This is a genomic window from Mesorhizobium sp. C432A, from assembly GCF_030323145.1.
Taxonomy (GTDB): domain Bacteria; phylum Pseudomonadota; class Alphaproteobacteria; order Rhizobiales; family Rhizobiaceae; genus Mesorhizobium.
Window position 1 is genome coordinate 216,920 of sequence record NZ_CP100470.1, and the last position, 26,306, is coordinate 243,225.

Annotated in this window: 21 protein-coding genes; 10 read left to right on the forward strand and 11 right to left on the reverse strand. The window is 62.9% G+C overall.

Features of this window, described 5'->3' with window-relative positions:
- The first annotated feature begins 64 nt into the window (after window positions 1-64).
- The 3 genes from aceA to NLY33_RS00985 all read left to right on the forward strand — a co-directional run bounded on the left by aceA (window position 65) and on the right by NLY33_RS00985 (window position 2,387).
- A complete protein-coding gene (aceA, locus tag NLY33_RS00975) occupies window positions 65-1,354 on the forward strand; it encodes an isocitrate lyase (protein ID WP_023704503.1) in 1,290 nt (429 codons plus the stop codon).
- A gap of 52 nt (window positions 1,355-1,406) precedes the next feature.
- A complete protein-coding gene (locus NLY33_RS00980) occupies window positions 1,407-1,649 on the forward strand; it encodes an SMc00767 family acetate metabolism repressor (RefSeq protein ID WP_023669318.1) in 243 nt (80 codons plus the stop codon).
- Between the two features lie 276 nt (window positions 1,650-1,925).
- Window positions 1,926-2,387, forward strand: a complete 462-nt coding sequence (locus tag NLY33_RS00985) for a response regulator (protein WP_023669317.1) — start codon at window positions 1,926-1,928, stop codon at window positions 2,385-2,387.
- 30 nt (window positions 2,388-2,417) lie between these two features.
- Here the strand turns inward: NLY33_RS00985 and NLY33_RS00990 are convergent, their stop codons facing one another.
- On the reverse strand, window positions 2,418-3,125 hold the full coding sequence (locus NLY33_RS00990; RefSeq protein ID WP_023704504.1) for an HAD family hydrolase: 708 nt from the start codon (window positions 3,123-3,125) through the stop codon (window positions 2,418-2,420).
- 147 nt (window positions 3,126-3,272) lie between these two features.
- Between NLY33_RS00990 and NLY33_RS00995 the strand changes: the two genes are divergently transcribed.
- From NLY33_RS00995 to NLY33_RS01005, 3 genes are all read left to right on the forward strand, one after another.
- Entirely contained in the window at window positions 3,273-4,709 is a 1,437-nt protein-coding gene (locus NLY33_RS00995) for a glutamine synthetase family protein (protein WP_023669313.1), read from the forward strand.
- Window positions 4,710-4,836: 127 nt separating this feature from the next.
- Window positions 4,837-6,123 (forward strand): NAD(P)/FAD-dependent oxidoreductase, encoded by a 1,287-nt coding sequence (locus NLY33_RS01000; RefSeq protein ID WP_023669312.1) that lies wholly within the window; start codon window positions 4,837-4,839, stop codon window positions 6,121-6,123.
- Window positions 6,124-6,398: 275 nt separating this feature from the next.
- Entirely contained in the window at window positions 6,399-7,244 is an 846-nt protein-coding gene (locus tag NLY33_RS01005; protein WP_023704505.1) for an SH3 domain-containing protein, read from the forward strand.
- A gap of 21 nt (window positions 7,245-7,265) precedes the next feature.
- Here the strand turns inward: NLY33_RS01005 and NLY33_RS01010 are convergent, their stop codons facing one another.
- The 3 genes from NLY33_RS01010 to NLY33_RS01020 all read right to left on the reverse strand — a co-directional run bounded on the left by NLY33_RS01010 (window position 7,266) and on the right by NLY33_RS01020 (window position 10,868).
- The gene (locus NLY33_RS01010) at window positions 7,266-8,561 is read right to left on the reverse strand and encodes a Mur ligase family protein (RefSeq protein WP_023707964.1); all 1,296 of its coding nucleotides are present in this window, start codon (window positions 8,559-8,561) and stop codon (window positions 7,266-7,268) included.
- Window positions 8,562-8,646: 85 nt separating this feature from the next.
- Window positions 8,647-9,942 carry a Mur ligase family protein gene (locus NLY33_RS01015; RefSeq protein ID WP_023704507.1) on the reverse strand — a complete coding sequence of 432 codons (1,296 nt, stop codon included), beginning with the start codon at window positions 9,940-9,942 and terminating at the stop codon, window positions 8,647-8,649.
- 179 nt (window positions 9,943-10,121) lie between these two features.
- On the reverse strand, window positions 10,122-10,868 hold the full coding sequence (locus tag NLY33_RS01020) for an SDR family oxidoreductase (RefSeq protein ID WP_027049416.1): 747 nt from the start codon (window positions 10,866-10,868) through the stop codon (window positions 10,122-10,124).
- Window positions 10,869-11,190: 322 nt separating this feature from the next.
- Here NLY33_RS01020 and zwf point away from each other — a divergent pair, with 322 nt between their 5' ends.
- The 3 genes from zwf to edd all read left to right on the forward strand — a co-directional run bounded on the left by zwf (window position 11,191) and on the right by edd (window position 15,246).
- Window positions 11,191-12,660, forward strand: a complete 1,470-nt coding sequence (gene zwf / locus NLY33_RS01025; protein WP_023669307.1) for a glucose-6-phosphate dehydrogenase — start codon at window positions 11,191-11,193, stop codon at window positions 12,658-12,660.
- Window positions 12,642-13,358, forward strand: coding sequence for a 6-phosphogluconolactonase (gene pgl, locus NLY33_RS01030; protein WP_023707965.1), 717 nt, complete (start codon window positions 12,642-12,644; stop codon window positions 13,356-13,358). Before zwf ends, pgl begins: the two co-directional genes overlap by 19 nt.
- A 64-nt stretch (window positions 13,359-13,422) precedes the next feature.
- Window positions 13,423-15,246, forward strand: coding sequence for a phosphogluconate dehydratase (gene edd, locus NLY33_RS01035; protein WP_023704509.1), 1,824 nt, complete (start codon window positions 13,423-13,425; stop codon window positions 15,244-15,246).
- Window positions 15,247-15,323: 77 nt separating this feature from the next.
- Here the strand turns inward: edd and NLY33_RS01040 are convergent, their stop codons facing one another.
- From NLY33_RS01040 to NLY33_RS01055, 4 genes are all read right to left on the reverse strand, one after another.
- Window positions 15,324-16,982, reverse strand: a complete 1,659-nt coding sequence (locus NLY33_RS01040; RefSeq protein WP_023704510.1) for a vWA domain-containing protein — start codon at window positions 16,980-16,982, stop codon at window positions 15,324-15,326.
- 235 nt (window positions 16,983-17,217) lie between these two features.
- Complete coding sequence (locus NLY33_RS01045) at window positions 17,218-18,216, reverse strand: GlxA family transcriptional regulator (protein WP_032891834.1); 999 nt, start codon at window positions 18,214-18,216, stop codon at window positions 17,218-17,220.
- A gap of 17 nt (window positions 18,217-18,233) precedes the next feature.
- Window positions 18,234-19,133, reverse strand: a complete 900-nt coding sequence (folD, locus tag NLY33_RS01050; protein ID WP_023669302.1) for a bifunctional methylenetetrahydrofolate dehydrogenase/methenyltetrahydrofolate cyclohydrolase FolD — start codon at window positions 19,131-19,133, stop codon at window positions 18,234-18,236.
- 354 nt (window positions 19,134-19,487) lie between these two features.
- The gene (locus NLY33_RS01055; RefSeq protein WP_023704511.1) at window positions 19,488-21,776 is read right to left on the reverse strand and encodes a GumC family protein; all 2,289 of its coding nucleotides are present in this window, start codon (window positions 21,774-21,776) and stop codon (window positions 19,488-19,490) included.
- Between the two features lie 198 nt (window positions 21,777-21,974).
- Between NLY33_RS01055 and NLY33_RS01060 the strand changes: the two genes are divergently transcribed.
- The gene (locus tag NLY33_RS01060; protein WP_023707966.1) at window positions 21,975-23,270 is read left to right on the forward strand and encodes a lipopolysaccharide biosynthesis protein; all 1,296 of its coding nucleotides are present in this window, start codon (window positions 21,975-21,977) and stop codon (window positions 23,268-23,270) included.
- On the opposite strand, the gene NLY33_RS01065 is transcribed toward NLY33_RS01060, so the two are convergent.
- From NLY33_RS01065 to NLY33_RS01075, 3 genes are read right to left on the reverse strand one after another with little or no spacing between them, the layout of a single operon-like run.
- Window positions 23,267-24,190 (reverse strand): DUF6492 family protein, encoded by a 924-nt coding sequence (locus NLY33_RS01065; protein ID WP_023704513.1) that lies wholly within the window; start codon window positions 24,188-24,190, stop codon window positions 23,267-23,269. The genes NLY33_RS01060 and NLY33_RS01065 overlap by 4 nt on opposite strands.
- Window positions 24,187-24,981, reverse strand: coding sequence for a WecB/TagA/CpsF family glycosyltransferase (locus NLY33_RS01070; protein ID WP_023669298.1), 795 nt, complete (start codon window positions 24,979-24,981; stop codon window positions 24,187-24,189). The genes NLY33_RS01065 and NLY33_RS01070 overlap by 4 nt, the downstream gene beginning before the upstream one ends.
- A complete protein-coding gene (locus tag NLY33_RS01075; RefSeq protein WP_023704514.1) occupies window positions 24,978-26,150 on the reverse strand; it encodes a glycosyltransferase in 1,173 nt (390 codons plus the stop codon). Before NLY33_RS01075 ends, NLY33_RS01070 begins: the two co-directional genes overlap by 4 nt.
- Window positions 26,151-26,306 lie beyond the last annotated feature (156 nt).

The following is a 26,306-nucleotide window of genomic DNA, read 5'->3' on the forward strand; positions in this document are numbered from 1 at the left end:
CGACGCACACCATCCCAGGGCGCGGCGTTTCAAGACACTGGCATCGATTGATCTGGAGTGACCAATGACTGATTTTTACAATCTTGTCCCATCCGCGCCCGAAGGCCGCTTCGACGGCATCGAACGAGCCTATTCGCCGGACGATGTGAAGCGGCTGCGCGGGTCGGTCCAGATACGCCAGAGTCTTGCCGAAATGGGCGCCAACCGGCTGTGGAAGCTCATCCACGAGGAAGACTTCGTCAATGCACTCGGCGCCATGTCGGGCAACCAGGCGATGCAGCAGGTGCGTGCCGGGCTGAAGGCAATCTATCTCTCGGGCTGGCAGGTCGCCGCCGACGCCAACACCGCGTCGGCCATGTATCCGGACCAGTCGCTCTATCCCGCCAATGCGGCGCCCGAACTGGTCAAGCGCATCAACCGCACGCTGCAGCGCGCCGATCAGATCGAGACCTCGGAAGGCAACGGCCTGTCGGTCGACACCTGGTTCGCGCCGATCGTCGCCGATGCCGAGGCCGGCTTCGGCGGACCGCTCAACGCCTTCGAGATCATGAAGGCGTTCATCGAGGCGGGCGCTGCCGGCGTCCACTATGAGGACCAGCTGGCCTCTGAGAAGAAGTGCGGCCATCTCGGCGGCAAAGTGCTGATCCCGACCGCCGCGCATATCCGCAACCTCAACGCGGCGCGTCTGGCGGCCGACGTGATGGGCACGCCGACGCTAGTCGTGGCACGCACCGATGCGGAAGCGGCAAAGCTTCTGACCTCCGACATTGACGAGCGCGACCAGCCTTTCGTCGACTACGATGCCGGCCGCACGGTTGAAGGCTTCTACCAGGTCAGGAACGGCATCGAACCGTGCATCGCGCGCGCCATTGCCTATGCGCCGCATGCCGACTTGATCTGGTGCGAGACGTCGAAGCCCGACCTGACGCAGGCCAAGAAATTCGCCGAGGGCGTGCGCAGGCATCATCCCGGCAAGCTTCTCGCCTATAATTGCTCGCCGTCGTTCAACTGGAAGAAGAACCTCGACGACGCGACGATCGCCAAGTTCCAGCGCGAACTCGGCGCCATGGGCTACAAGTTCCAGTTCATCACGCTTGCCGGCTTCCACCAGCTCAATTTCGGCATGTTCGAGCTGGCCCGCGGCTACAAGGCGCGGCAGATGGCGGCCTATTCCGAGTTGCAGGAAGCCGAGTTCGCGGCCGAAGTCCACGGCTACACCGCGACCAAGCACCAGCGCGAGGTCGGCACCGGCTATTTCGACGCCGTGTCGATGGCAATCAGCGGCGGCCAGTCGTCGACCACCGCCATGCATGAATCGACCGAGCACGTCCAGTTCAAGCCGGCAGCGGAATGAACCGATCGACATAACCAACAGAGGAAACGCCCGAAGGGCAAGGGAGAAGAAAATGGCATCGATAAGCCGCGTCAAGGAACGTGCAGAAGAGCAGTCCACCACGATGAGTGTCGACCAACAGGCGACCATCCGCATGCTGGCCAACGACCTGCACCGGCTCAATCAATCGGTGATGAAGGCAGTGGAGGCCGGCGTCTCGGTGGAACTGGTGCGCTCGGCCCGGCATCATGGCGGCGACGGCAATTGGGGCGACCTGCTGATCCCGGTGATCGTCACGCAGAAGAGTCACGGCTGATCTTCCCTTACGGAAGCTTTGTGCTTGTGGAACCTATGGGCCCCGTCGCTCACTGGCCGATTTCAACGTCACCCGCGGGTTTTCAGCGCGGGTGACTTTCGCTTTTGAGCGTAAACTTAACTACAGTTCGAAAACAGACCTTGTCTCCGAGGTTTAATATTTCCGGCTATATTTCGCAGGTCCGTCATTTCAGCTTGACATGGCAGGCGATCTCACGCCAATTGGCTCTCGGATTTCAACCCTGCATTGAAGCAGCGCCGAGTGCCCGCCCCGCCCATGTGCCCTGTGAACCGCGAGACCGACACCGCCAAACATCTGAATTCGTCAAGCAGGGACGCGAACTCCGAGATATCAACGGATTTCTCCCACGTGCTGGTCGTTGGAAAATCGCCGATCAACCGGGTGGTGGTGTCGAAGATCGTCGAGAAGTCCGGACTGAAGCCGATCTCCGAGTCGCCCGAAATGGCGGCCAAGACATTGCGAACCCTCATTCCGGGCGCCGTCGTTCTCGATGGCGGCCCCGACAACGAGGACTGCCGCGCGCTAATGGCGGCCATCGACGCCTTGCGGCGGACATCTGGGCGGTCGCTCCCCAAGGTGATCCTGCTTTCAACCAAGACCGGCACGCCCGACAGCCTGGGCCTGTCGAGCGTGGTCGATGTGGTGGTAACCAAGCCGATCACCACCGAAAGGCTGCAGCCGGTGGTCGACCGGCTGATCAGCCTCGGGCGCGGCTGATCGCAATCCGCCCGAACACGTGCGGGGCGGTCAGCGTTCCTTGCCGATGCTCTCGATCAAAGCCGGCAGTTCGCCAAGATCGACAAGCTGACGAAAACGCGGTGCCTCGACCGGCGGCTCGACGTGTTCGAGCACCCAGGTCAGCTCGTGCGGCACATACACACCCCAGCTGCCGGCCTCGATGGCCGGCACCACGTCCGACTTGAGCGAATTGCCGACCATCATGCTGGTCTGCGGGCTGCCGTGACGGCCAAAGATCCTGGCATAGGTGGCGGCGCTCTTGTCGCTGACGATCTCGACTGCATCGAACAGGTCGCCAAGGCCGGACGCCGCCAGCTTGCGCTCCTGGTCGAACAGATCGCCCTTGGTGATCAGCACCAGATGGTAGGCGCCGGCGAGCCTTTCCACGGTCTCACGCGCATGCGGCAAAGCCTCGACCGGATGTCCCAGCATGTCGCGGCCGGCGGCAAGGATTTCGGCGATGGTCGACCCCGGCACACGGCCCTCGGTCACTTCTATTGCCGTCTCGATCATCGACAAGGTAAAGCCCTTGATGCCGAAGCCGTAGACGGCAAGGTTGCGCTTCTCGGCCTCCAGCAGCCGTGCCGAAATGTGCTCGGCCTCGCCGTGGTCGGCGAGTAGGGTTGCGAAATGCTTCTCGGTCAGGCGGAAGAACTGTTCGTTCTGCCATAGGGTATCGTCGGCGTCGAAGCCGATCGTGGTCAATTTGCCAGGCATACGGTGTCTTCTGCTGCTCGATCTGCGGGAGGTTGACCCTAATCTGCGTGGCGCGATTTTCAACCAGGAAGCCGAAGACAGGCAGCTCCCCTTCCCTTCCATCACCGGCAACAGCTATACTGTGATAATTGCAACCCAAACTGGTGAATGATGCCGCCTGCGAAAAAGGAAGTCCGTCCGTCGACCCGCGGAGGACGCGTCCGAACGCCTGCCTTCGTGAAAAATCAACGCGGCGTGAAGAACTGGAAGGAAGTCAGCGCTTGGCTGGAATGGCGCGGCATCGAAGACATAGAATGCATCACGCCTGATCAGGCTGGCGTCGCGCGCGGCAAGATGATGCCGTCGAAGAAATTCACTTCCAACACCTCGCTGGCGCTGCCATCGGCAGTGTTCATGACGACGATTTCGGGCGGCTATCCCGAGGATGGCAACGGTTTCCACTATCCGGAGGATGATGGCGACCTAAAGCTGATGCCGGATCTGTCGACGTTGACCGTCGTGCCGTGGGAAGAAGACCCGACGGCCGCCGTCATCTGCGACCTCGTCCATCAGGATGGCCGTTCGGTCGAGTTCACGCCGCGCAACGTCCTGAAGCGCGTGGTAGCAGCCTACGACAAGCGCGGGCTGAAGCCGGTGGTGGCGCCCGAGATCGAATTCTATCTGGTGCGCAAGAACCCCGACCCCGATTATCCGCTGACCCCACCCGTCGGGCGTTCCGGACGGGCAATCGGCGGCGGCGCCGGCTATTCGATCGCCGGCGTCAACGAGTTCGACGAACTGATCGACGACATCTACCATTTCTCCGAAAGCCAGGGCCTGGAGATCGACACGCTGATCCACGAGGAAGGCGCCGGCCAGCTCGAGATCAATCTGCGTCACGGCGATCCGGTCGAGCTCGCCGACCAGGTGTTCATGTTCAAACGCACCATCCGCGAGGCAGCGCTGAAGCATGAGATCTATGCCACCTTCATGGCCAAGCCGATCCAGGGCCAGCCAGGTTCTGCCATGCACATCCACCAGTCGATCATCGACAAGAAGACCGGGCTGAATATCTTTTCGGCGAAGGACGGCTCGGAAACCGACGACTTCTTCCATTTCATCGGCGGCATGCAGAAGCATGTGCCGAACGCACTGGTGATGTTTGCTCCCTACGTCAATTCCTACCGCCGGCTGACGCAGTCGGCCTCGGCGCCGGTCAACAACAAATGGGGCTATGACAACCGCACCACGGCGTTCCGCGTGCCGCGCTCGGATCCGGCGGCGCGGCGTGTCGAAAACCGCATCCCGTCTTCCGACGCCAACCCCTATCTGGCGCTGGCGGCCTCACTTGCCTGCGGGCTGATCGGCATCACCAACAAGATCAAGGCCGAACCTCCGGTGCTGACCACCGCAAACGCCGATGAGATCGACCTGCCACGCGGCCTGCTCGAAGCCGTCGACCTTTTCGAAGGCGACGAGGAACTATGCGCTCTTCTGGGCAAGTCCTTCGCCGCAACCTATGCAGCGATCAAGCGGGCGGAGTTCGAGACCTTCATGGAAGTGATCAGCCCGTGGGAGCGGGAGTATCTGTTGCTCAACGTGTGAGCGGCGACTTCGTCGTGTGAATGGTGAATAGTGAATGGTGAGTAGTTTCATATTGGATGGATGAGCGCAGACGTCGTGCGTCTCGCAGCCATTCACCATTCACCATTCACCATTGGCTGGTGTCCCCATGCCTTACCAATCACCTATCTCCCCCGGTCGCTCCTGGTACGAAGACACAGCCGGACCACGCCCTGAGTACCCTGCCCTGGACGGCGACCGCAGCTGCGACGTCGTCGTCGTCGGCGGTGGCTTCACCGGGCTGTCGGCGGCCGCTCATTTGGCGAAGGCGGGAGCCGACGTCGTTCTGATCGAGGCGCATCGCTTCGGCGACGGCGCTTCAGGGCGCAATGGCGGCCAGCTCGGCACGGGCCAGCGCGCCTGGGCCGAAGAGATGGAGGCCGAATACGGCTTCTCCCGCGCCAAGGCGCTGTTCGACCTTGCCGAGGAGGCGAAAGCGCACCTGCTCGAATTCGCCGCCGTCAACCAGATCGACATCGACTATATGCCCGGCCAGTTGTCCGTGGCGCACAAGCCGCGTTATCTCGACGACTACAAGGCGCATGCCGAGATCATGGCGGGCCGCTTCAATTATCCGCACATCGCCTTCATGGATGCCAGGGAAACGGCCGAACGGCTGGGCTCCACACGCTACTTCGGCGGCACCCGCGACACCGGCACCGGACACATCCACCCGATGAAGCTGGTGATCGGCACGGCAAAGGTCGCGGCAGCGGCCGGCGCGCACCTGTTCGAGCAGACACTATCGACCGGTGTTACCTCCAGCGGCGGCAAGGTCAGGGTGACGACTTCGAGAGGAACCATCACCGCCCAGAAATGCCTGATCGGTGTAAATGCCTATGGCGGCACGCTCGAGCCGGTGAGTGCCGCGCACATCATGCCCATCGGTTCCTTCATCGGCGCGACGGTGCCGCTGGGCGTCCATTCGAAAGTGCTGCCGGGCGGCGAGGCGGTCGACGATTCGCGTTTCGTCGTGCGTTATTTCCGCAAATCCAGGGATGGAAGGCTGCTGTTCGGCGGGCGCGAGGTCTATGGCGTCAACGATCCGAAGGACATCCATGTCCATATCCGCCGGCAGATAGCCGAGCTTTATCCGGAACTGAGCGATGTCGAGATCACCCATGGCTGGGGCGGCTATGTCGGCATCACCATGCCCAGGAAACCGTTCGTGCGCGAGGTGATGCCCAATGTGATCTCGGCCGGAGGCTATTCCGGCCACGGCGTGATGCTGTCGAACTTCTTCGGCAAGCTCTATGCCCAGACCGTCGCCGGCAACCGCGACAGACTGAAGCTGATCGAGGACCTGAACATCCCGGCTTTCCCCGGCGGCCGGCGATTTAGAACGCCATTATTGTTCTTGGCACTGAACTGGTTTGCCCTGAGGGACCGAATATAGGGAAAGTATCTCATATCAGCCGTGGCTGGTACTGAGCTGATTCTATTGAGCTGTTGGTTGCCGCAGCGAGACGTTGCAGAATCCTTAACAAGAGCGCACAATTCCCCTGACGGCGCACTGATGCCACAATCAAGGGCAAAGGATGCCGGTTCTGGGCGATCGAACGGGGATTTCTGCGGGCCTGCCCGCTTTGTTGTTGGGACCGATGCCGATCGAATGCCGGGCTGCCGGCGCCGATCGAAAGAACACCGGCTCATCTTTTGGAGGTGGCAAGAGTGAACGAGCCCTTCAGTTTCGGCGCGCCGGAACGTCGGCGCTTCGCCATGCAATTCGGTTATGACATGCGGCCCTCCTTCTGGCAGGGGGTGCGCACGAATTCGCATCTGGTGATCGCCGCGGTCGGCACCGCAGCGCTGCTTGGCGTGGCGGGCATAGCGCTTTGGCTGGCGTTGCCGGCCAGCGACCGGCAAGCGATCGCCAGCACACAGCAGAACGTTCCGACTTTTCCGGTCAAGACGACCAAGATTGCCCCGGTCGCGGCCACGTCCGCCGCGGTAGCGGCGCCACAAGCCGCGCGCAAGGGCGATGCAGTTTCATCGACGGTCGCTGCCGGTGGGGCTGCCATGCCGCCGCTGTCGGCGAACGATCCGCGCTGGACTGCGGCGCAATCCAACAGCGACCCTGCCGCGACGCCATCCGATCAGGCGCCTGCCGAGCAGGCTGCCGCCAAACCGTCCGATGCCGCGGCATTCGAAGAACCGGCGGCGCAGAGCGACGCCACGACGCAGCTGTCAAAGGTCGCTGCTCCCGCCAATGACGACGACGCCGAGACCGCCGCCATACCGACGCCAAAACCGCAACTTCCAGACGAGCAATCTTCCGCCGCAACGGACGATACCCAGGCCAAGGCCAAGCCACAGAAGGTGGCTGCTGCCGCCGGCACCGGACGCATCCTCAGGGCGGTGACAATGCGTAGCGGTCCGCAGAAAAACGCCGCCGCCATGGGGACCGTGCCCGCCAAGTCGTCGGTGCAGGTGATGAGTTGCAAGAAATGGTGCCAGATCGTCTACAACGGCAAGCGCGGCTGGATCTACAAGAGCTACATCAAGACCGGGGCTTGAGACGCAAGCCGCCAGATCTGGTCAGCCGCCGAACAACCACCTGAAACGGTGTCTCCTGCGAGCAAGTTTGCGCTTCGCCAGGAAATCCCGGTGTTCCTCGAACGGCACTTCGTAGAGGCCGCACATTTGGCAGCTTTCCGACTTGCGGCATATCGGGACCCAGCATTTGACGTCGTGTGTCCAGGCGAGCGCGATCCTTTCCAGATGAAGGTTGGACGAACTTTTCAGCAGAATCAGTTCTCCTGGGACTGCCGTCCGTTTGATATGATCCGAAACTTCCTTGGCAGTGCGAAGCTCAATGAAACGGCCGCTGTCGCGGTCGGCCTGGCTGGCGCGCGAGCGATGCGCATTGTCGCCGGTATAAATGACCTCATCGGCGATTTCGCGCGCGATGTTGTAGGCGGCGCCGTATTTCCTCGACGAGCCGGCGTAGTCGGATATCTGCCCCAGCACAATGCGCTTGCGAGCACCCTTGGCCTTTGCAATCATCTCCAGGGCAATGTTGAGCGAATGCCAGGGCGCTTTGGCCGTATCGACCAGGAATTTCGGACCCGCGGATACCTCTTGCACCGTAGAGCGGTTGGGCAGTGGTGCAAACGATGCCGTTCTCGCTACGACTTGCTCTGGCGGGACGCCAAGTTCCAAGGCGGCGGCAACAGCCGCTGCAGTCGGCAGCCAGAATTGCTCGCCGGGAAAAGGCGCTTGAATATTCAGGCTGCCACCGCGCCAATGAAGGGTGAACCGCAGCAATTCCGGATACGCGGCATGCACGTCACTCACGCGGTAGTCTGCCTCGCCGGACTGGCCGAAGGTCGCAATCCGGCATTTCGCGCCAGACGCCATGCCGATCACCAGTGGGTCATCGCAATTGAGAACCGCAAGTCCATCAGGTTGAAGTGCCCCGACCAGCGCCCGCTTCTCTCCCGCCACAGCTTCCAGAGTCTTGAACTTGCCGAAATGCTCCAGACGGATCATCGTAACCACCGCCACACTCGGCTTCAGCATCTGCGCCATGGCGCTGATCGTGCCGAAGTCGGAAGCGCCGGCTTCGAAAACGACGTAATCGACTTTGCCGGCCTTCCTCAGGCGCTTGTAAAGCGTTCGGATGAGCGCAGGCATTGTATTGGCCTGGGCCTGTAGATGCACCTTGCCTTGGGCGGCCAGTATGTGTGCAAGCAGGCTGGTGGATGTGGATTTGCCGGAGCTGCCGGTAATGCCGATGAACGTCGCCTTGTTACGCGCCCGCACCCAGCGCGCCTGCAGCCGTCGCAGCGCCCAGCCCAAGTCCTTGCGAATTTTCAGCAATTCCAGTTTCACACCCCGCCAGCTTTTAGCCCAGCCTAATATGCGTCGTGCCAAGTTCCAGAGTCAAACGGGCGCTGGCGTGCTTCAGCCAAAGATTCTAGCGGCCGAGGAGCCGCAGCAGTCTGTGCTTGCGGCGCTTCGATTTTCTCTGCGCCACAAACTCACGGTGCTGCTCAAACGGCACTTCATAGAGGCCGCATTGCTCGCATCCCTCGGTCTTGCCGCATACCGAAACCCAGCACTGGACGTCGTGGGTCCAGGCAAGAGCGACACGCTCGAGGTGCAGATTGGACGAGCTCTTGAGCAGGATCAACTCGTCAGGCTGCGCGGTTTGGGCGATGTAGTCCGACACTTCCCTGGCCGTGCGCAATTCGATGAAGCGGCCGCTGTCGCGATCTGCCTGGTTCGCCTTGGAGCGATGGGCATGATCGCCGGCATAAATCACCTGGTCTGCAATCTCGCGCGCGCTGCTGTAGGCTTGGGCATATCTGTTATTCGAGCCGGAAAAATCCGATAGCTGGCCAAGAACGATACGTTTTCGCCCGAATGTCGATCCGGCTACCATGTCGAAGGCAAGGCTCAGCGAATGCCAGGGCGCCTTTGCGGCATCCACGATGAAGTGGGGGCCGCCCGCGGGGACGAGCACCTGGCCGCGATTTTCCAGAGGCTGGAACGTCGCGGTTCTGTCCTTGACCATCTGCGCAGGCACGCCCAGCTCAAGAGCGGTTGCAACCGCCGCTGACGTCGGCAGCCAGAAATGCTGGCCGGGGAACGACGTCTCGATATCGAGCACACCGCCGCGCCAGTGGAGCGAGAACCGCAACGGCTTGGGATAGGCTGCCTCGATATCGCTGACGCGATAATCCGCCTGCTCCGATGTGCCGAATGTGACGGAACGGCAATAGCTCGCCGAGGCCATGCCCATCACAAGAGGGTCATCGGCATTGAGCATCGCGAAGCCGCCCGGCTCCAGCGCCGCGACCAGGGCGCTCTTTTCTCGAGCGACGTTTTCCACAGTCTTGAAACTGGCCCGATGCTCCAGCCGGACCATTGTGACAACAGCCACGTCGGGGCGAAGCAACTCGGCCATGGGCTTCATTGTATCCGGGCCGAATGCAGCAGCCTCGAAGACGACGTAGTCGGTTTTGCCGCCCTTTCCCATTCGCCTGGATAGGGTCGAGACCAACAGTTTCATAGTGTTGGCCAGAACCTGTGTGTGGACCGAACCCTGGCCAGCCAGGATGTGTCCAAGCAGGCTTCCCGCCGTCGTCTTGCCGGAGCTTCCGGTAACACCGATGAAAATTGCCTTGCTTCGCGCCCGCGCACGCTTGGCCAGGTAAAGCCGCAGCCGCCATCCCAGATCGTAGCGACTTTTCTGCTGCCTGATCTTCATCACCCGCCAACACTATCCACGATCCGTTATGCCTTTCGGGGGATCGAGAAGTCAAACTGGGGTCCGGCGTGACGACGTCAACTGTTCGTTCCTCGGCCGGCCGGCGCACCGATGCGAACTCTTGCCGACATTGCTCTGTCTGCCATGCATTGCGAACAGCGAGGTACTTCCCGAATTGCTCAAATGCAGCGGCCGCCGTCGACCTCCAGCGCCACACCGGTGATGAAGGCGGCTTCGTCCGACGCAAGCCAAAGCGCAGCGTTGGCGATATCGAGCGGCGTCGACAGACGGCCGAGCGGTATCGAGGCACGGAATTTCTCGCGGATCTCCGGCGTGTCAGTGCCCATGAATTTCTCCAGCATGCCGGTCTCGCCGGCGACCGGGCAAAGGCAGTTCACGCGGATGTTCTTGGGCGCGAGTTCAACCGCCATCGACTTGGTCGCGGTGATCGCCCAGCCCTTCGAAGCATTGTACCAGGTGAGCCCCGGCCGCGGCCGCAGACCGGCGGTCGAAGCCGTGGTCAGGATGACGCCGCCGCCCTGCCGCTCCATGATCGGCACCACGGCAAGTGCGGCGTGATAGATCGCCTTCATGTTGACTGAAGTGATCAGGTCGAAGGTCGCCTCGTCGACGTCGAGCATGTCGCCATTGCGATGGGTGTAGCCGGCATTGTTGACCATGATATCGATGCGGCCGAAGGCGCTTTTTGCGGCATAGACCATCTCGTCGAATTCGGAACGCTGCGAAACATCGGTCTGGGTCCAGATCGCGGCCTGGCCGATCTCTGCTGCAACGCGCTCCGCGCCCTTGGCGTTGAGGTCGGCGACGACGACCTTGGCGCCCTCTTCGGCAAAGCGCCTGGCCATGCCTTCGCCGAAACCTGACGCAGCACCCGTGATGACGGCAACCTTGTTTTCCAGACGCATGCTTTTTCCGCTCATTGAAGACCCACCTCGCAAGCGCATTTTTCCTTTTTGTTTGATGCGTGTCTGTCTCCCAGAACCGCTTCGCACTTCTGGGCGACACGCATTAGCTTTCGTCACATTCCCGCTTTATGTTGCAGGCGCGAAAGCCCCGGGACCATCGCTTGACGAAAAGCCTCCGGGTGGGAGCCAGTGTCAAGGCACATTTGGAGCGAATCAATATGCAGTGATTTGGCCTTGATGTGACACCATGGCACTGGATAGTTTAAATCGATTAGATTATATCCTGCCGCGTCACAGCGAGCGGCGTCAAAGCGGACAGACCATGACCAGCCAGATCATTCCCGTCGAGCCTTTCGACTTCATCATTTTCGGCGGCACCGGCGACCTGTCGGAACGCAAGCTGCTGCCCTCGCTCTACCACCGCCAGCGCGACCACCAGTTTTCCGAGCCGACCCGCATCATCGGCACCTCGCGCTCCAAGATGAGCGACGAGGAATTCCAGGCTTTCGCCAAGCAGGCGATTTCCCAGCATGTGAAGCCGGCCGACATCGACGCCGAGGAACTCAAGACATTTCTTGCCCGGCTGTCCTACGTATCGGCCGACGCGACGACGGGTGCCGGCTTCGACAAGCTGAAAAAGGCGATCGGCGAAAGCGACCGCATTCGCGCTTTCTATCTGGCGGTTGCGCCGGCGCTGTTCGGCGACATCTCGCACCAGCTGAAAGCCCACAATCTCATCACGCCGAATTCGCGCATCGTGCTGGAGAAGCCGATCGGCCGCGACCTCGATTCGGCGCGCAAGCTCAACGACGTGGTTGGAGACGACTTCCACGAAAGCCAGATCTTCCGCATCGACCACTATCTCGGAAAGGAGACGGTGCAGAATCTGATGGCGCTGCGCTTTGCCAACGCGCTCTATGAGCCGCTTTGGAATTCTGCCCATATCGACCATGTGCAGATCACGGTGGCCGAGACCGTCGGTCTTGAAGACCGCGTCACCTACTACGACAAGGCCGGCGCGCTGCGCGACATGGTGCAGAACCACATGCTGCAGCTGCTCTGCCTGGTTGCCATGGAGGCGCCATCGTCGATGGATGCCGATGCCGTGCGCGACGAGAAGCTGAAGGTGCTGCGGGCGCTGAAGCGCATCAACGGCAATGAGGCACCCAAGCACACCGTGCGCGGGCAGTACCGCGCCGGCGCCTCTGCAGGCGGCGCGGTGAAAGGCTATGTCGAGGAACTTGGCAAAGACAGCTCCACCGAGACTTTCGTCGCCATCAAGGCTGAGATCGGCAATTGGCGCTGGGCCGGCGTGCCGTTCTATCTCAGGACCGGCAAAAGGCTGGCGACCCGCGTTTCGGAAATCGTCATCGAGTTCAAGCCGATCCCGCATTCGATCTTCGGCGACAGCGCCGGGCCGATCTCAGCCAACCAACTGGTGATCCGGCTGCAGCCCGACGAAGGCGTCAAGCAGTTCATCATGATCAAGGATCCAGGCCCAGGCGGCATGCGGCTGCGCCAGATTCCGCTCGACATGAGCTTTGCAACATCTTTCGACGGCCGTGCGCCGGACGCCTATGAACGGCTGATCATGGATGTTATCCGCGGCAACCAGACGCTGTTCATGCGCCGCGACGAGGTCGAGGCGGCATGGAAGTGGATCGACCCGATCCAGAACGCCTGGGAAAGCGCCAGGCAGGAGGCGCAAGGCTATACGGCCGGCACATGGGGTCCCTCGGCCTCGATTGCGCTGATCGAACGCGACGGGCGGACATGGCACGAAAGCAATTGAGCGAGCCCGTCTATAACTGGAACGGCTTTGCCGGGCGCCAGGATCTGGCGGCAGCCCTTGCCGGCAATGTCGCGGCGCGCCTGACCAAGGCCATCAACGAGCGCGGCACGGCCCTGCTTGCCGTTTCCGGCGGCACCACGCCGGCAAAGTTCTTTGCAGCACTTTCGGCCATTCCGATCGCCTGGAACAAGGTGACGGTGACGCTGGTCGACGAACGGTTCGTGCCGGCCTCCTCGCCGCGCTCGAATGCGGGGCTGGTCGCGGCCAACCTGCTGCAGAACAAGGCGGCTGCCGCGCACTTCGTGCCGCTCTACCATGAGGCGGCAAGCATCGAGACCGCCGCGGCGGCCGACGATGCGGCGCTGAAGGCTCTGCCCTGGCCCCTCGATGTCGTCGTGCTCGGCATGGGCGGCGACGGCCACACCGCCTCGTTCTTTCCCGACGCCGAGAATCTCGGCGATTTGCTCGACCCCGCCTCATCAAGGATCGTGCTGCCGGTTCACGCGGCAAGCGCCGGCGAACCCCGGTTGACGCTGCCGCTGGCGCGGATCGTCGACGCCGGCTTCATCGCGCTGCATATAGAAGGCGAGGACAAGCGCACCGCCTTCGATGGTGCGATGGGACCGGGTGCGAAAAAGCCCATCCGCAAAGTGCTCGAAGCGGCACCCATCCCGGTAGAGGTGTTCTGGGCACCCTGATTTCACGCAAAGCAGTCCCGGCAGACGGTGGAGGACGTTCTTCCGGGGCTCGAAAGGACCGACCATGACAGCCAGACGCGACATCGAAGCCATCACGGAACGCATCCGCCAACGCTCGAAAGCCGGCCGCGAGCGCTATCTCGGCCGCATCGCCGAGACCTCCAGCCGCGCCGCCAACCGGGGGGTTCTGTCTTGCGGCAACCTCGCGCATGGCTTTGCCGTCTGCAGCCCGTCTGAAAAGCTGGCGCTCGGCGCCGACAAGGTGCCGAACCTCGGCATCATCACCTCCTACAATGACATGCTGTCGGCGCATCAGCCCTTCGAAACCTTCCCGGCGCTGATCAAGGAAGCCGCGAAGGAAGTTGGCGGCATCGCGCAAGTGGCCGGCGGCGTGCCCGCCATGTGCGACGGCGTGACCCAGGGACAGCCCGGCATGGAGCTGTCGCTGTTTTCGCGCGACGTCATCGCCATGTCGGCGGCGATCGGCCTGTCGCACAACATGTTCGACGCCGCCGTCTATCTCGGCGTCTGCGACAAGATCGTGCCCGGGCTGGTGATTGCAGCCCTCACCTTTGGCCATCTGCCGGCGGTGTTCGTGCCGGCAGGGCCGATGACGACGGGCCTGCCCAATGACGAGAAGGCCAAGGTTCGCCAGCTCTATGCCGAGGGCAAGGCTGGGCGCGCAGAACTACTCGAAGCGGAGTCCAAATCCTATCACGGGCCGGGCACCTGCACCTTCTACGGCACCGCCAACTCCAACCAGATGCTGATGGAGATCATGGGCCTGCATACGCCCGGCGCCTCGTTCGTCAATCCGGGCACGCCGCTGCGCGACGCGCTGACGCGTGAGGCGACGAAGCGGGCGCTCGCCATCACCGCGCTCGGCAACGCCTACACGCCGGTCGGCCGCATGATCGACGAGCGCTCTTTCGTCAATGGCGTCGTCGGCCTGCACGCCACCGGCGGCTCTACCAACCACACCATCCACCTCATCGCCATGGCGGCGGCCGCCGGCATCACGCTTACCTGGCAGGACATTTCCGACCTGTCGGAAGCGGTGCCGCTTCTCGCGCGCGTCTATCCGAACGGGCTTGCCGACGTGAACCATTTCCATGCCGCCGGCGGGCTCGGCTTCCTGATCCGCGAATTGCTTGACGAAGGCATCCTGCATGAGGATGTGCAGACGGTATGGGGCGAAGGTCTCAGGCCCTATGCGGTCGAAGCCCGGCTCGGCGAAGACGGCAGCGTCGTGCGTGAAGCCTCGCCGCTGCAGAGCGGCGACGAGAAGGTGCTGGCGCCGTTCAAGAAGGCCTTCCAGCCGACCGGCGGCCTGAAAGTGCTCGCCGGCAATCTCGGCCACGCCGTCATCAAGACGTCCGCCGTGAAGCCGGAACGCCGCGTCATCGAGGCGCCGGCCAAGGTGTTCGACAGCCAGCAGGGACTGAACGAAGCCTTCAAGGCCGGCACGCTGACCGGCGACTTCATCGCCGTCATCCGCTTCCAGGGCCCGAAGGCAAACGGCATGCCGGAACTGCACAAGCTGACCACCGTGCTCGGCATCCTGCAGGATCGTGGCCAGCGCGTCGCGCTGGTCACGGACGGGCGCATGTCTGGCGCTTCCGGCAAGGTGCCGGCGGCGATCCATGTAACGCCGGAAGCGGTCGAGGAAGGGCCGATCGCCAGGATCCATGACGGCGACATCATCCGGCTCGACGCCGATGCCGGCACGCTGGAAGTGCTGGTGCCGGGGCCAGAGCTCGCGCTGCGCCGCACGGCCGACATCGATCTCATCGGCAACGAGTTCGGTTTCGGCCGCGAGCTGTTCGCCGGTTTCCGCCAGCTGGTCGGCCGCGCCGACCATGGCGCCAGTGCTTTCGGCACGGCCTGAGGCATCATTGCCTATTTTGTAAAAAGGGCGGCTCGAGCTCGGTTTGAGGCCGCCCTTTGGTGAGGGATGGATGGCGATTACGGCTGAACCGTAATCTCGCTCCGTTCGCCGGCCTTGACCGTCACCGGCATTTCCTTGTCATGGCCTTGATCGGACATGTGGCGGAGGACGACATAGTCGCCGGCCGGGATAGTCTGCTGCCAGGTGTCGCCATAGTTCAGGCCGAGCGCCTTGCGGTTGCCCTGGATATCCTTCTTCGACGACAGCACCTCGATCGAATAGGCACCCGGCGCCGACATCACCAGCACGCCGGCATCGAGCGTCACCTTGACGTCCTTGACGTCGCCAACCTTGACGCTGAAAGGCTGCTCGACGGTTGCGAGCTCAAGCGAGGTGACCGCGACATAGTCGTCCGGCGGCAGCCAGAACTTGCTGTCGGGCCCATAGGAGTGGGCGACATCGTCACGCGAGCCGTCGATCTTTTTCTTGGCCTTGACGATCTGGACGCTGATGCCCGAGGAGTCGGCCTTGTCGCCGCCTGCAGTGTAGTAGGCGTTGACGGCGGCATGGCCGACGCCGACGACTATGTCTTTTTCCACAGTCTGCCCGGCGGCGAGCTGGATGTTCTCGGTCACCGAGCCGCTGCCGATCGCAACCGTCACCTTCTGCTCACCAGCCGGCACGATGATCCTGGTGTCGCCATAGTGGGTGGTGCTGCCGCCCGGGAAGGCGAAGTCGACATGGGCTTCGTCACTGATCTCGGCGCCCTGGCTTGGCTTCGGATGGATGAGCATGGTGCCGGCGTTCAAGGTGAAGAGCGGCTTGTAGACCTGGCCCGCCTCGATCTTGACCTTCTGTTCCGCCCGAGCTTCGTCGGCGCGCGCGACGACGACATAGTCGCCCGGCTCGAGATTGGCCTCGTAGTTGTTGTACTGGGTGGTGACGGCCTCGCCGCGCGTGCCATCGGCCTTGGCCTTGTAGACCTCCCAGGCATTGCCGTCGGTGATCGGATCGCCGCCTTCCGCCATGACCACGGTCGGGATGAAATTGAATTCGGGCTTTGCCGGTTCAGGGGCAGGCGCCGGAGCGGGTTCGGGTGCCGGCGCCGGAGCCGGCGCGGCGACGGTTTCGACCAGTGCTTCCTGCAGCGCCTTCTCGTCCGAGGCCTGGATATATTTGCCGCCGGTGTTGTCGGCAAGGCAGGCGATCTGCTTGCCCTCGTCAGCGGTCAGGCCGAAGCCGACGACGTCGACGGTGAAATCGACGCCTGAGGCCTCCAGTTCCTTGCCCAGCGCGCACGGGTCACCTTCACAGGTTTCAAGCCCATCGGTGATGAGAACCACGGTCGCCTTGTCCTCGGTGTATTTCAGAGCTTCGGCCGCCTGCTTGACGGCTGCGGTCAGCGGCGTCTTGCCGAGGAATTTCAGGCTGTCGGCAGCGGCCGAAATGGCGCTAGCCGAGCCGGCTTGCGGCGGCACGATCAGCTCGATGTCGTCGCAGCTGCCCTTTTCGCGGTGGCCATAGGCCATTAAGCCGATCTCGTCGTCGCCCGGGACCGACTGCAGTACGGTCCTCAGCGATTCGCGCGCGATCTCGAGCTTCGGCTTGCCGTCGATCTGGGCCCACATCGAGCCTGAAGCGTCAAGAATGATGATAACCTTATTGGCGGCAAAGCCGAGCGAAGTCATCGACAAAAGGAGCAGCGCCGCAGCGACGCTCCGCAAAAGTCCCGCCATCGAAATCTCCTTGAGGCCGCCCTCTGATCCGCGCCGGAAGCTATTTGACAGCGCGTCCGGACACAAGCCTGGAGCGGGTTACTAGATCATGATGAGATTTGGATGAAATCTCATCATGATCTAACCCTTTGTTGGAGCACGATCTTTTCCAAAAACCGGCACCCACTTTTTGGGATCATGCTTCTAACGGTTGCAGTGTAACAGGATCGGCGCCGGCAGAGCTGGTAACACGAAATCAGTAGGTGGTGCGCCGCTCTTCGGAAGGCGGACGGCCAAACTGCAGCCGATAGCTCTGCGCGAAATAGGAGTGCGAGGTAAAGCCGGTGGCAATGGCCACGTCGAGGATCGGCATGTTGGTCTGGCGCAGCAGTTCGCGCGCCCGCTCAAGCCTGAGCCGCATGTAGTAACGACCGGGCGTGACGCTCAAATGGCGCAGGAACAAGCGCTCGACCTGGCGCACCGACAGGCCCGCCGATTTGGCAAGCTGCACGGCTGATAGCGGCTCGTCGAGATGGTCGGCCATCAGTTCGACGATGCGCCTTAGCTTCTCCGACTTGCCGGTCAGGTCGCGCTCCGGCCCGACGCGCTGGCGGTCGCCGGCGGAGCGGATGCGCTCATGCTGGAACTGGTTGGCAACGCCGTTGGCGAGGTTCGAGCCGAAGTCGCCACGCACGATCTCCAGCATCAGGTCGATCGAGGTGGTGCCGCCGGCGCAGGTGTAGCGCTTGCGGTCGATCTCGAAGACGTTGCCGGTGCAATTGATGTCGGGAAAGCGCTCGACGAAGCCGGCGCGGTTTTCCCAATGGATGGTGCAGCGATAACCTTCGAGCTGACCGGCTTCGGCCAGGAGGTAAGAGCCGACCGACAACGCGCCGAGCGCATTGCCGCGCCGGCCCCAGCTGCGCAGCGCCGCCAGCACCTTGCTCTTGCCGGGGAACTCGACCGACAGGCCCACCGACACGAATAGGATATCGACGGGCGGCAAATCGGCGACGGCATAGTCGATCTTGAGCGGCAGGCCGTTGGAGGCCATGACGGGATCGCCGTCGGCCGAGACCGTCGTCCAGCCATAGAAATCGCGGCCGAGCAGGCGGTTGGCCGAGCGGAAGGTATCGATCGCCGCTGCCAGCGAAAACATCGAAAACTTGTCGACCAGCAGGAACGCGAATTGCCGGCCCCCTTGAACGGGATCATCCACGACCGGCCGTTCAGAGGGTACAGTAAGGTTCGGCAAAGAAGCTGCTTTCTGGGTCAGAAGGAAGGCCGCTTCAAGCCGGCCGCAAGGTAGGCTGAGGCTAACGTATTGGCCATCAGCATGGCAATGGTCATCGGTCCGACACCGCCGGGCACGGGGGTGATGGCGCCGGCGGCCTTGGCCGCTTCGGCATAGGCTACATCGCCGACGAGGCGGGTTTTGCCTTCGCCCTTCTCGGGTGCGGCAATGCGGTTGATCCCGACATCGATCACGGTGGCGCCGGGCTTGACCCAGTCGCCCTTGATCATTTCGGGCCGGCCGACGGCGGCAACCAGAATGTCGGCTGTGCGGGCCAGTGCCGGCAGATCCTTGGTGCGGCTGTGGGCGATGGTGACGGTGCAGTTGGCGGCAAGCAACAGATTTGCCATCGGCTTGCCGACGATGTTGGAGCGGCCGACGACGACCGCGTTGAGGCCGGAAAGATCCTTGCCGCGCACGCGTTCGATCAAAAGCATGGAGCCGGCCGGCGTGCAGGGCACGAAGGCTGTTTCGAGTTCGCCGGTGCCGAGCTTGCCGACATTGATGAAATGAAAGCCGTCGACATCCTTTTGCGGTGCGATGGCCTGGATGATCTTGCCGGCATCGATATGGGCGGGAAGCGGCAGCTGCACCAGAATGCCGTTGATGGCCGGATCGGCGTTGAGTTCGCCGATGATCTTCAGCAGTGCCGCTTCGGACGTGTCGGCCGGCAGCGTGTGCTGCAGCGAATGAAAGCCGCATTCCTTGGCGGTGCGCGACTTCGACGCGACATAGACCTGGCTTGCCGGATCCTCGCCGACGATGACCACCGCTAAGCCGGGCTGGGCCTTTCCCTTGGCGACCAGGTCCTCGGTCAAGGCCTTGACCTTCTGAACCACGTCTGCGGCGACGATCTTTCCGTCAATCACTTCGGCCATGAACCATCCTCGACATCATTCCAGCCAAGGCGCGGCGCGCGCCTTGAACGTTGCTTCGTGCATGTCGTTGTTCCAAACGTTCCGCCCTTTCGGGTAAAGCCCGACGGCAGCGCTTTTTGGGCGCCATGCTGCGCGGCATTGTCACGAAATTTGGCCTAAGCAATCCCGTCAAAGCGCCGTCACATGCCGTAAACTCGAAACCGGCAGCTTTTATTCTGTGCTGACGGGCTCAGAGCGACTCATCCTTTCACGGAAAGGCTAAACCGCTCTATTTCTTGTTTTGACGCAATTCCCAAGGGAAAGCGCGCTACGCGCTTTTCCCGGGAAAACCGTTTCACACTTTCCTGGAATTGCTCAGAAATAGCGGCGGTGCGAACGGCTTTCGGTGAGTTCGCGCACCGCTTCGCGAAATTCGCGCAGGCCGGCGCGGATATCGTCGATTTGCGCCTGCTGGTCTTCCGGCGCCGCCCCAGCGGGCTGCGGAGAAGACCACGGCCCGGACGCCGCGGGCATCGGCTGAGCCTGCGAATAGGCATAGTCAGCCGGCTGACGAGGCTGCGCGTAGCCAGGCTGCTGCGCAGGGGAATTGGCGTGCGGAACCTCGTTCCGGAAGTCCGGCTGGCGATAGCCCACAGGCTCCTGCACCGGCCTTGTATATTCGGCGGCTGGTTGGGCGCGGTAGGTCTCGACGGGTTCGCCTGACGTCCCGCTACCCGGCGCGGCTTTGCGCATCGCCGAGAACAGTCCGTCGAACAGACCTGGGCTCCGGGCGGGAGCGGCCGCGGTCGGCAACACCGGAGGTGCTGCCGGTGGCGGCGCCACAGGCAGCGGCGCGCGATAGACCTTGTCCTCGACCGGAGGGCGGCGCTCGTCCATTCTGCCGCGCGAACGCGAATTGGCAGCGCCGCGCAGGCTGGCAAAGGCGCCGCGCATGGCGCCGACACCGATGCCCGAAGCAAGCCCGAGCAGCAGGCCGGCCATCGCTATTACAGCCCGCGACGGTCCGTTGGGTTCGAGCGGCGGTTGCGCGGGGGTCATCAGATTGATGTTGGTGGTGTTGATGTTTTGCTGTTCGCCGGTCTCCTTGGCGCGCAGAAGGTACTGTTCGTAGACGGAGCGTTTGGCCGTGGCATCACGCTCCAGTTCGCGCAGGCTGACCAGATCGCTGTTGACGTCGCCGCTCTGGACCTTTGCCTGAGCCAGGCGGGAAGCGAGATCCTGCTCAAGCTGGACCGAGCGCTTCAAGTCGACCTGCAGCGACGAGGCGATGCGGCGCAGTTCGCCTGCGATGCGCTCGCGCGAGCCGTCGAGCTGGGCACTGAGCGCCTGGTATTCGGGATGACGCGGTCCCAGACGCACGGCGGCGCGGTCGGCCTCCTGCTTCAAAGCTGCATATTGCGCGCGCAGTTCGCTCATCGTGTTGGAATTGATTTCTTCCGGCAACGTGCCGTTGATGACCGAATTAACGTCCAGCGAACGCGCCGACGCGGCCCGGGCATTGAGTTCCAGCGTACGGGCCCGGGTGACTGAGAACTGCTCGTTGAGCTTCAGCATCTGGTCGTCGCTGATCAGATGGCCCTGCGCGTCGACGAGATCATGCGTGGCCCTGAAATCCTCGACCTTGCGCTCCGCTGTCTCGACATCCTTGCGCAGGTCATCGAGCTTGGCCGTCAGCTGGTCCGTCGCGCGCCCGGCCATCCCGAACTGGTATTGGGCCGCCTCCTGCTGGAAAACGTCCCTGGTCGTATTGGCTATCTTCGCCGATTTGTCGGCGCTTTGAGTGGTGGCGCTGATGGAAACGACAAAGCTCTTGCCGCTGCGCTCAACCGACAGGCTCTTGGCCAGATTGCCGACCGCCAGCGCCTGGCGGCGCACTTCACCGGCGCCGCCAGGGCCATCCTGGCGCGACAGTATCGAGCGAATGAGCGACAGGACGCCAAGGCCGCCAGAGCCCTGTCCGTTGAATTCCGGATCGTCGACGAGATTGAGATCGGCCACGACCTTGTCGAGGACCTTGCCGGATATCACCATCTTGATGCGGGTTTCGACAACAGCCAGCGCCGCATCGGGCTGCCCGACCGGTTGGGTGAGATCGTTGTCGGAAAGCTTCAGGTCGCCTGGCTCGATGACCATCTGTGTGGTGGCTTCGTATTTCTTCGGTGTCGAAACGGCGACGGCGACGCCGAGCACCGTGCCCAATATCGTCGTCGAGACGATCAGCAACTTGGAACGACTAATGCCGCGGACGACCTGGAGCGGATCGATCAGCGGCTTCCATTCCTGCCCGTCATCGTCGTCGCGGTCCGGTCGCTGCTCGTGGAAAGAGCGGAGCTCATAGGCGGCGTGCTGCTGACGCCGGCCGGAAACAGGCTCCTCACGCGCGCTGGCGGCCGAAACGGGTTCGCCGTCGGCCTGGAACTGCGGCGGCTCGGGCGGTGACGTTGGCGCCGGATTCGACCGCGCCTCGCGTTGCGAGCGGGCTATGCGGTGACGCGTGGCGGCGTCCTCGCGCCATGACGGATCGACCCGGTCACCGATCGAGACCGCCGACGCATCCGCCGCCTCATCGCCGCGCACGGCTTTGCCGAGCGCCAGGAGGGAGCGCTCGCGCCTCCAGTCTTCACGGTTTTCCCTGTCGACCATTGTCTCGAAACTTTACCTTCGACGGCGCAGGAGCGGCGGTCGGCCAATCGTTAAGTCACGCTAAACAGGCATGGGAAACAAAAGGTTAATTTCCGAAGTCTGCAAGTGAAAGTTTCTCGCTTCGCCACGCATTGCCGGGATCTGTAAAATGGCGTCAGAACCGCACGTTAAGCTTTCCGGATTACGGCTTTCCTCGATATGACGCAGGCCAGCGACATACCGCAAAGGCGGACACTCGCCCGCATCGGCACCTTCCTTGCCGAAAGACGGGGGCTGGTTCGCGACTATCTTTCAGCGATCAGCGGCGCCGGCGGGCGGCTGGTGTTCTCGCTCGCCTATTTCATTGCACTCGCGAACACGCTGTCGATTGCCGAGTTCGGCATGTTCGCCACCGCCTCGGCGGCCGGCGTCATGCTGTCGCGCATCCTCGCTTTCGGCTTCATCTCGGCGCTTTACCGCACAGCCACCATCCGCCCCAATCTGATCGGCACCTTCACCGCCGGCTTCCTTTTGCTTGGCGCCGTGTCCTTACCACTGCTGGCGGCCGCCTCGTGGGGCGTCTACCTGATCTTCTTCGCCAGCACCGTTCCGCTGGCCGTCTTTGCCGCAATCGTCTTTGCAGAGGCGCTTTTGTGGCGGTCGGTCGAGGTGGTGCTGATCGTCAACAACGGGCTCGGCAAATTCGGCCGCGCCGCCGTGCTGTCGATCGTGGCCACGGCGTTCCGCGCGCTGGGCGCCGTGCTGTTCATGCTATCGGGCCAGCACAGCGTCTGGATCTGGTCGTTGTTCTACATCGGCGCCAACGCCGCCTCGCTGCTGCTGGCCTTCGGCTTCTATTATCCACGCCAGCGGCTGAGGCTGCGCACCGAGCTCTATCTCAGGCGGCTTGCCGATTCGATCTATGTTGCCGGAGCCGAAGTGCTGTTCTACCTGCAGTCGGAATTCGACAAGCTGCTCGTGCTGGCGATCGGCGGGCCGCATCTGGCCGGTATCTATGCCATCATCATGCGGCTGGTCGACCTGACGGCAATACCGATCCGCACCTTCTCGATGATGCTGGTGCAGAAGATGATGCGGGCGCCGGAGCTGTTGTCGCGACTGCGGGTCAAGAGCGGTATCGAAGCCGGCGTGTTCCTGGTGTCGACATTGGCGCTGGCCGCACTCGGCATCGTGCTGCATTTCTTCCCCAATGCACTTGGCCGGAATGTCGCCGAGGCGTCGCCCTTGGTGGCATTGGCAATCGGCGTGCCGGGACTGCGCAACCTGGTCGAATACCAGGCCGAGCTGCTGTTCGCGCGCGGCCAGACCGCGCTCAGGGCGCTCAACCTCGGCCTGCTGGCGGGGCTGAAGGCGGTGCTGTTGACCTATGTGCTGACCACGATTGCCGACACGCCCAGGCTTGTCGTATCGCTCAATGTCGTCTTCCTGCTGCTCTATCTCGCCTCGGCGCTGCTGACCTATTCGGCGCTGCGCAAGCCCGCCAAGGCAATCTAAGCCAATCCGATCAAGCGGCGGATGCGGCCAATATCGGTGCCGATGAAGGATTGCATGCCGATCGCCACCTGCCCCGGTGCCATGGCGGCGACGAAGCTGCGGAATTCGTCATCCGACAGCGCCTCCCCGGTCCAATGCACGCGGCAGAATTCCTCCGAGCCGTGGAAATGGCCGGCGCCCCCCAGCACATCGTCGACATAGCGGCCATAGATCATGCATTCGGAGAACCGGCGCACTGAAGCGATGACCTCGACCCAGCCGCGCGCGTGCACCTTCTCGATCTCGGCGCACATCGCCGTCACGGTCTGACGGCGCCAGGCGATCAGCGTCGAAATATAGTCGTGGTTCGAAACCTCGGATGCATCGATACCAATCGCCGAGGCCGCATTGCGCGACCAGATGCGATGCTCGTCGTGACCGTCGCTCGACAGCACGCCGTCGCGCCGGAACAGCCGCACCTTGCCGTCGCGCCAGAAGGCGCTCAGATCGAATGGCTTGAGGAAGGCGACGTCGGAATCGCAGAAGACCAGCACGTCTTCTCCAGCATGCGCAGCGATGGCGATGCGGCGCAGCTGCTGCACATGCCAGCCGCGCAGCGGCTGGGTCTTGAAACTGAGCCAGATGCGACGGCGAAAGAGGCTCATCGGATCGTCGAACACACGCAGCCAGCGCGGCAGCAGGTCGCGCTCGTCGACAACGCTGCGGCGGTCGTTTTCCAACTGGCGAAACAGCGCCACGTCGCGGTGCTCGACCAGAATGTAATGATGCGCCACGCCGGAGACATGGCGGTCGAGGGTCTCGCACAACAGGCGGCAGCGTTCGAAATCCGGCGCATAGCTGGCGGTCACCACCGCCGCCGTCGGCGTTTGCGGCAGGGCACCGGTCTCGGCTGCAGGGCTCGGCACGACGCGGCTGTTCACCGCAACTCTCCGGCGGGCTCGGGCCGACGCGAGAATTTCTGCCTGACGACACGCAGCAGGAACACCGGATTGCCGACGACGTAGCGGCGCCACAGCCGGCCGGGCTCGATGCACAGACGGAACAACCATTCGAGCCTCAGCTGGCGCATCCACAGAGGCGCCCGCGGCACCGTGCCGGAGAGAAAATCGAGCAGCGCGCCGACGGCGATCGGCAGCGTGCAGTGGCGGGCATCGATATGACGGGCGATCCACAATTCCTGGCGCGGCACGCCCATGGCCACAAGCAGCACGTCGGGCCGCAATGCCTCGATGCGATCGACGATCGCCTGCTCTTCGGCGGGGGAGAAATAGCCGTCATGGATGACGACGAATTCGTGCTGCACCGCCAGAGCGGCTAGCCTGACCGACGCCGCCTCGGCGTTGGCGCGGGTGGCGCCAAGCAACCCGACGGTCAGCGGCCTCGCCGATGCCTGCAGAAAGGCCGGAATGAGATCAGTGCCGTTGAGATTGTCCGGGAACGGCGCGCCGTAGAGCAGCTTTGCCGCCAGATCGACGCCAACGCCGTCAGGCAGGATGAGGAAATCGTCGAGCGCCTCGGCAAAGACCGGATCGGTAGAGGCGATGTTGGCGTTGTGAGCGTTGAGAAAACTGACCTTGGTGAAGCGCCGCTCGGCAATCAGACGAGCGAGCAGCGCGATCGCGTCATCCCAGCCGATGGCAAGGACCGAAATGCCAAGGATCGTCTTCAGCGTATCGAGCCCGAAGGCGGCGCGGGCGGTGTGCATGTTCATGCAAACACCTCCTCCCCCACCGACCCGAGCTTTTCCAGGCCGAGCCTGATGGCGGCATCCAGTGCCTTGATCTGCCGGCGGTGAAAGGCGCTGCCATCGACATCCTTGACATCGGCCGCCGCTGCCTCCAGCGCGCCGGCGAAGGCGGCCGGATCGTCGGTGACGAAGCAATTTGCCGGGCGATGATCGATGCCGCGCAGCGAACGGCTGGTGGCGACCGACGGCAGGCCGAGTTCGAAGGTTTCGATGGTCTTGAGCTGAACGCCGCTGCCCGCGGTGCTGATCAGTGGAATGACGGCGGCGCCGCGCACGAAATCCTGGGCGTCGGGCACGCGGCCGACAAATTCGACACCGGGATGGGCAGAGGTGATATCCGACGGCATGTTGCCGGCGACCCTGATGCGAAAGCTCCGGCGAAGATGCGGCACGACTTTTTCCAGGAACCAGTCGAGGCCGATGCGGTTCGGCTGCCAGGTCCAAGTGCCGATCAGCGCCGCGTCGCAATCGATGCGGCGCGGCTTAACCGGCTTTGGCGCCGTGGCAGTGGTCACCAGCGGCAGCACCGCCGAGCGGTCGTCGCTGGCAACGCCGAGTGCGGCGCGGTCTTCCTCGGCCAGCGTGAAGACGAAGCGAGCCCGGCGGCAGAGCCGCTCCTCCATGGTCTTGAGCAGCCTGGCCTCGCGGGCAAACAGCAGGCGCTGGAAGCGACTGTTTGCTGCTGCCGCATTCTCTTTGGCCGAACCATGTTCGACATTGTGGGCGACGAAAATCGAGGGACGGTCGGCGAACAGTTTTTCAAAGGCGCCGGCGAACTGCACCGAATTCAGGACATAGCCGTCGAAGGGACCGGCGCGCTCGATCGCGGCACGGACTTCGCTGTCGGAAACCGCGCGCAGTTTCACGGAAGCGAAGGTGAGCCCTGACAGCACCGCCTTGCCAAGCCAGGCGAGCTTCTGCCGCGCCGAGGCGCTTTCCGTGCGCACGTCGACGGCGCCGAGCACGATGGTGTTTTCGGGGTCGCTGGGCGCCTTGCCCGGCCAGATGAAGCCGATGACGGTGACGCGCACGCCGGCGCGCCGCAAGGCGGCGATGATCGCAGCATTGGCGATCTCATAGCCCGAAGCGAGAGCGCCGTCGGGCACGATCGATGTGGCGAACAGCAGATGCATCTCACCTATCCAGGCGTCAGCCACTAGCAAAGCTGGGTGAACCCTTGATTAAATCACGCAACGCAACGGCTGAAAGGCGCGGACCGGCAGGCGCCGCTGCGAAAGGTGATTAACGAAACGTTATCGTCGCGGTGTTATCGAAAGCCAGATACAAAA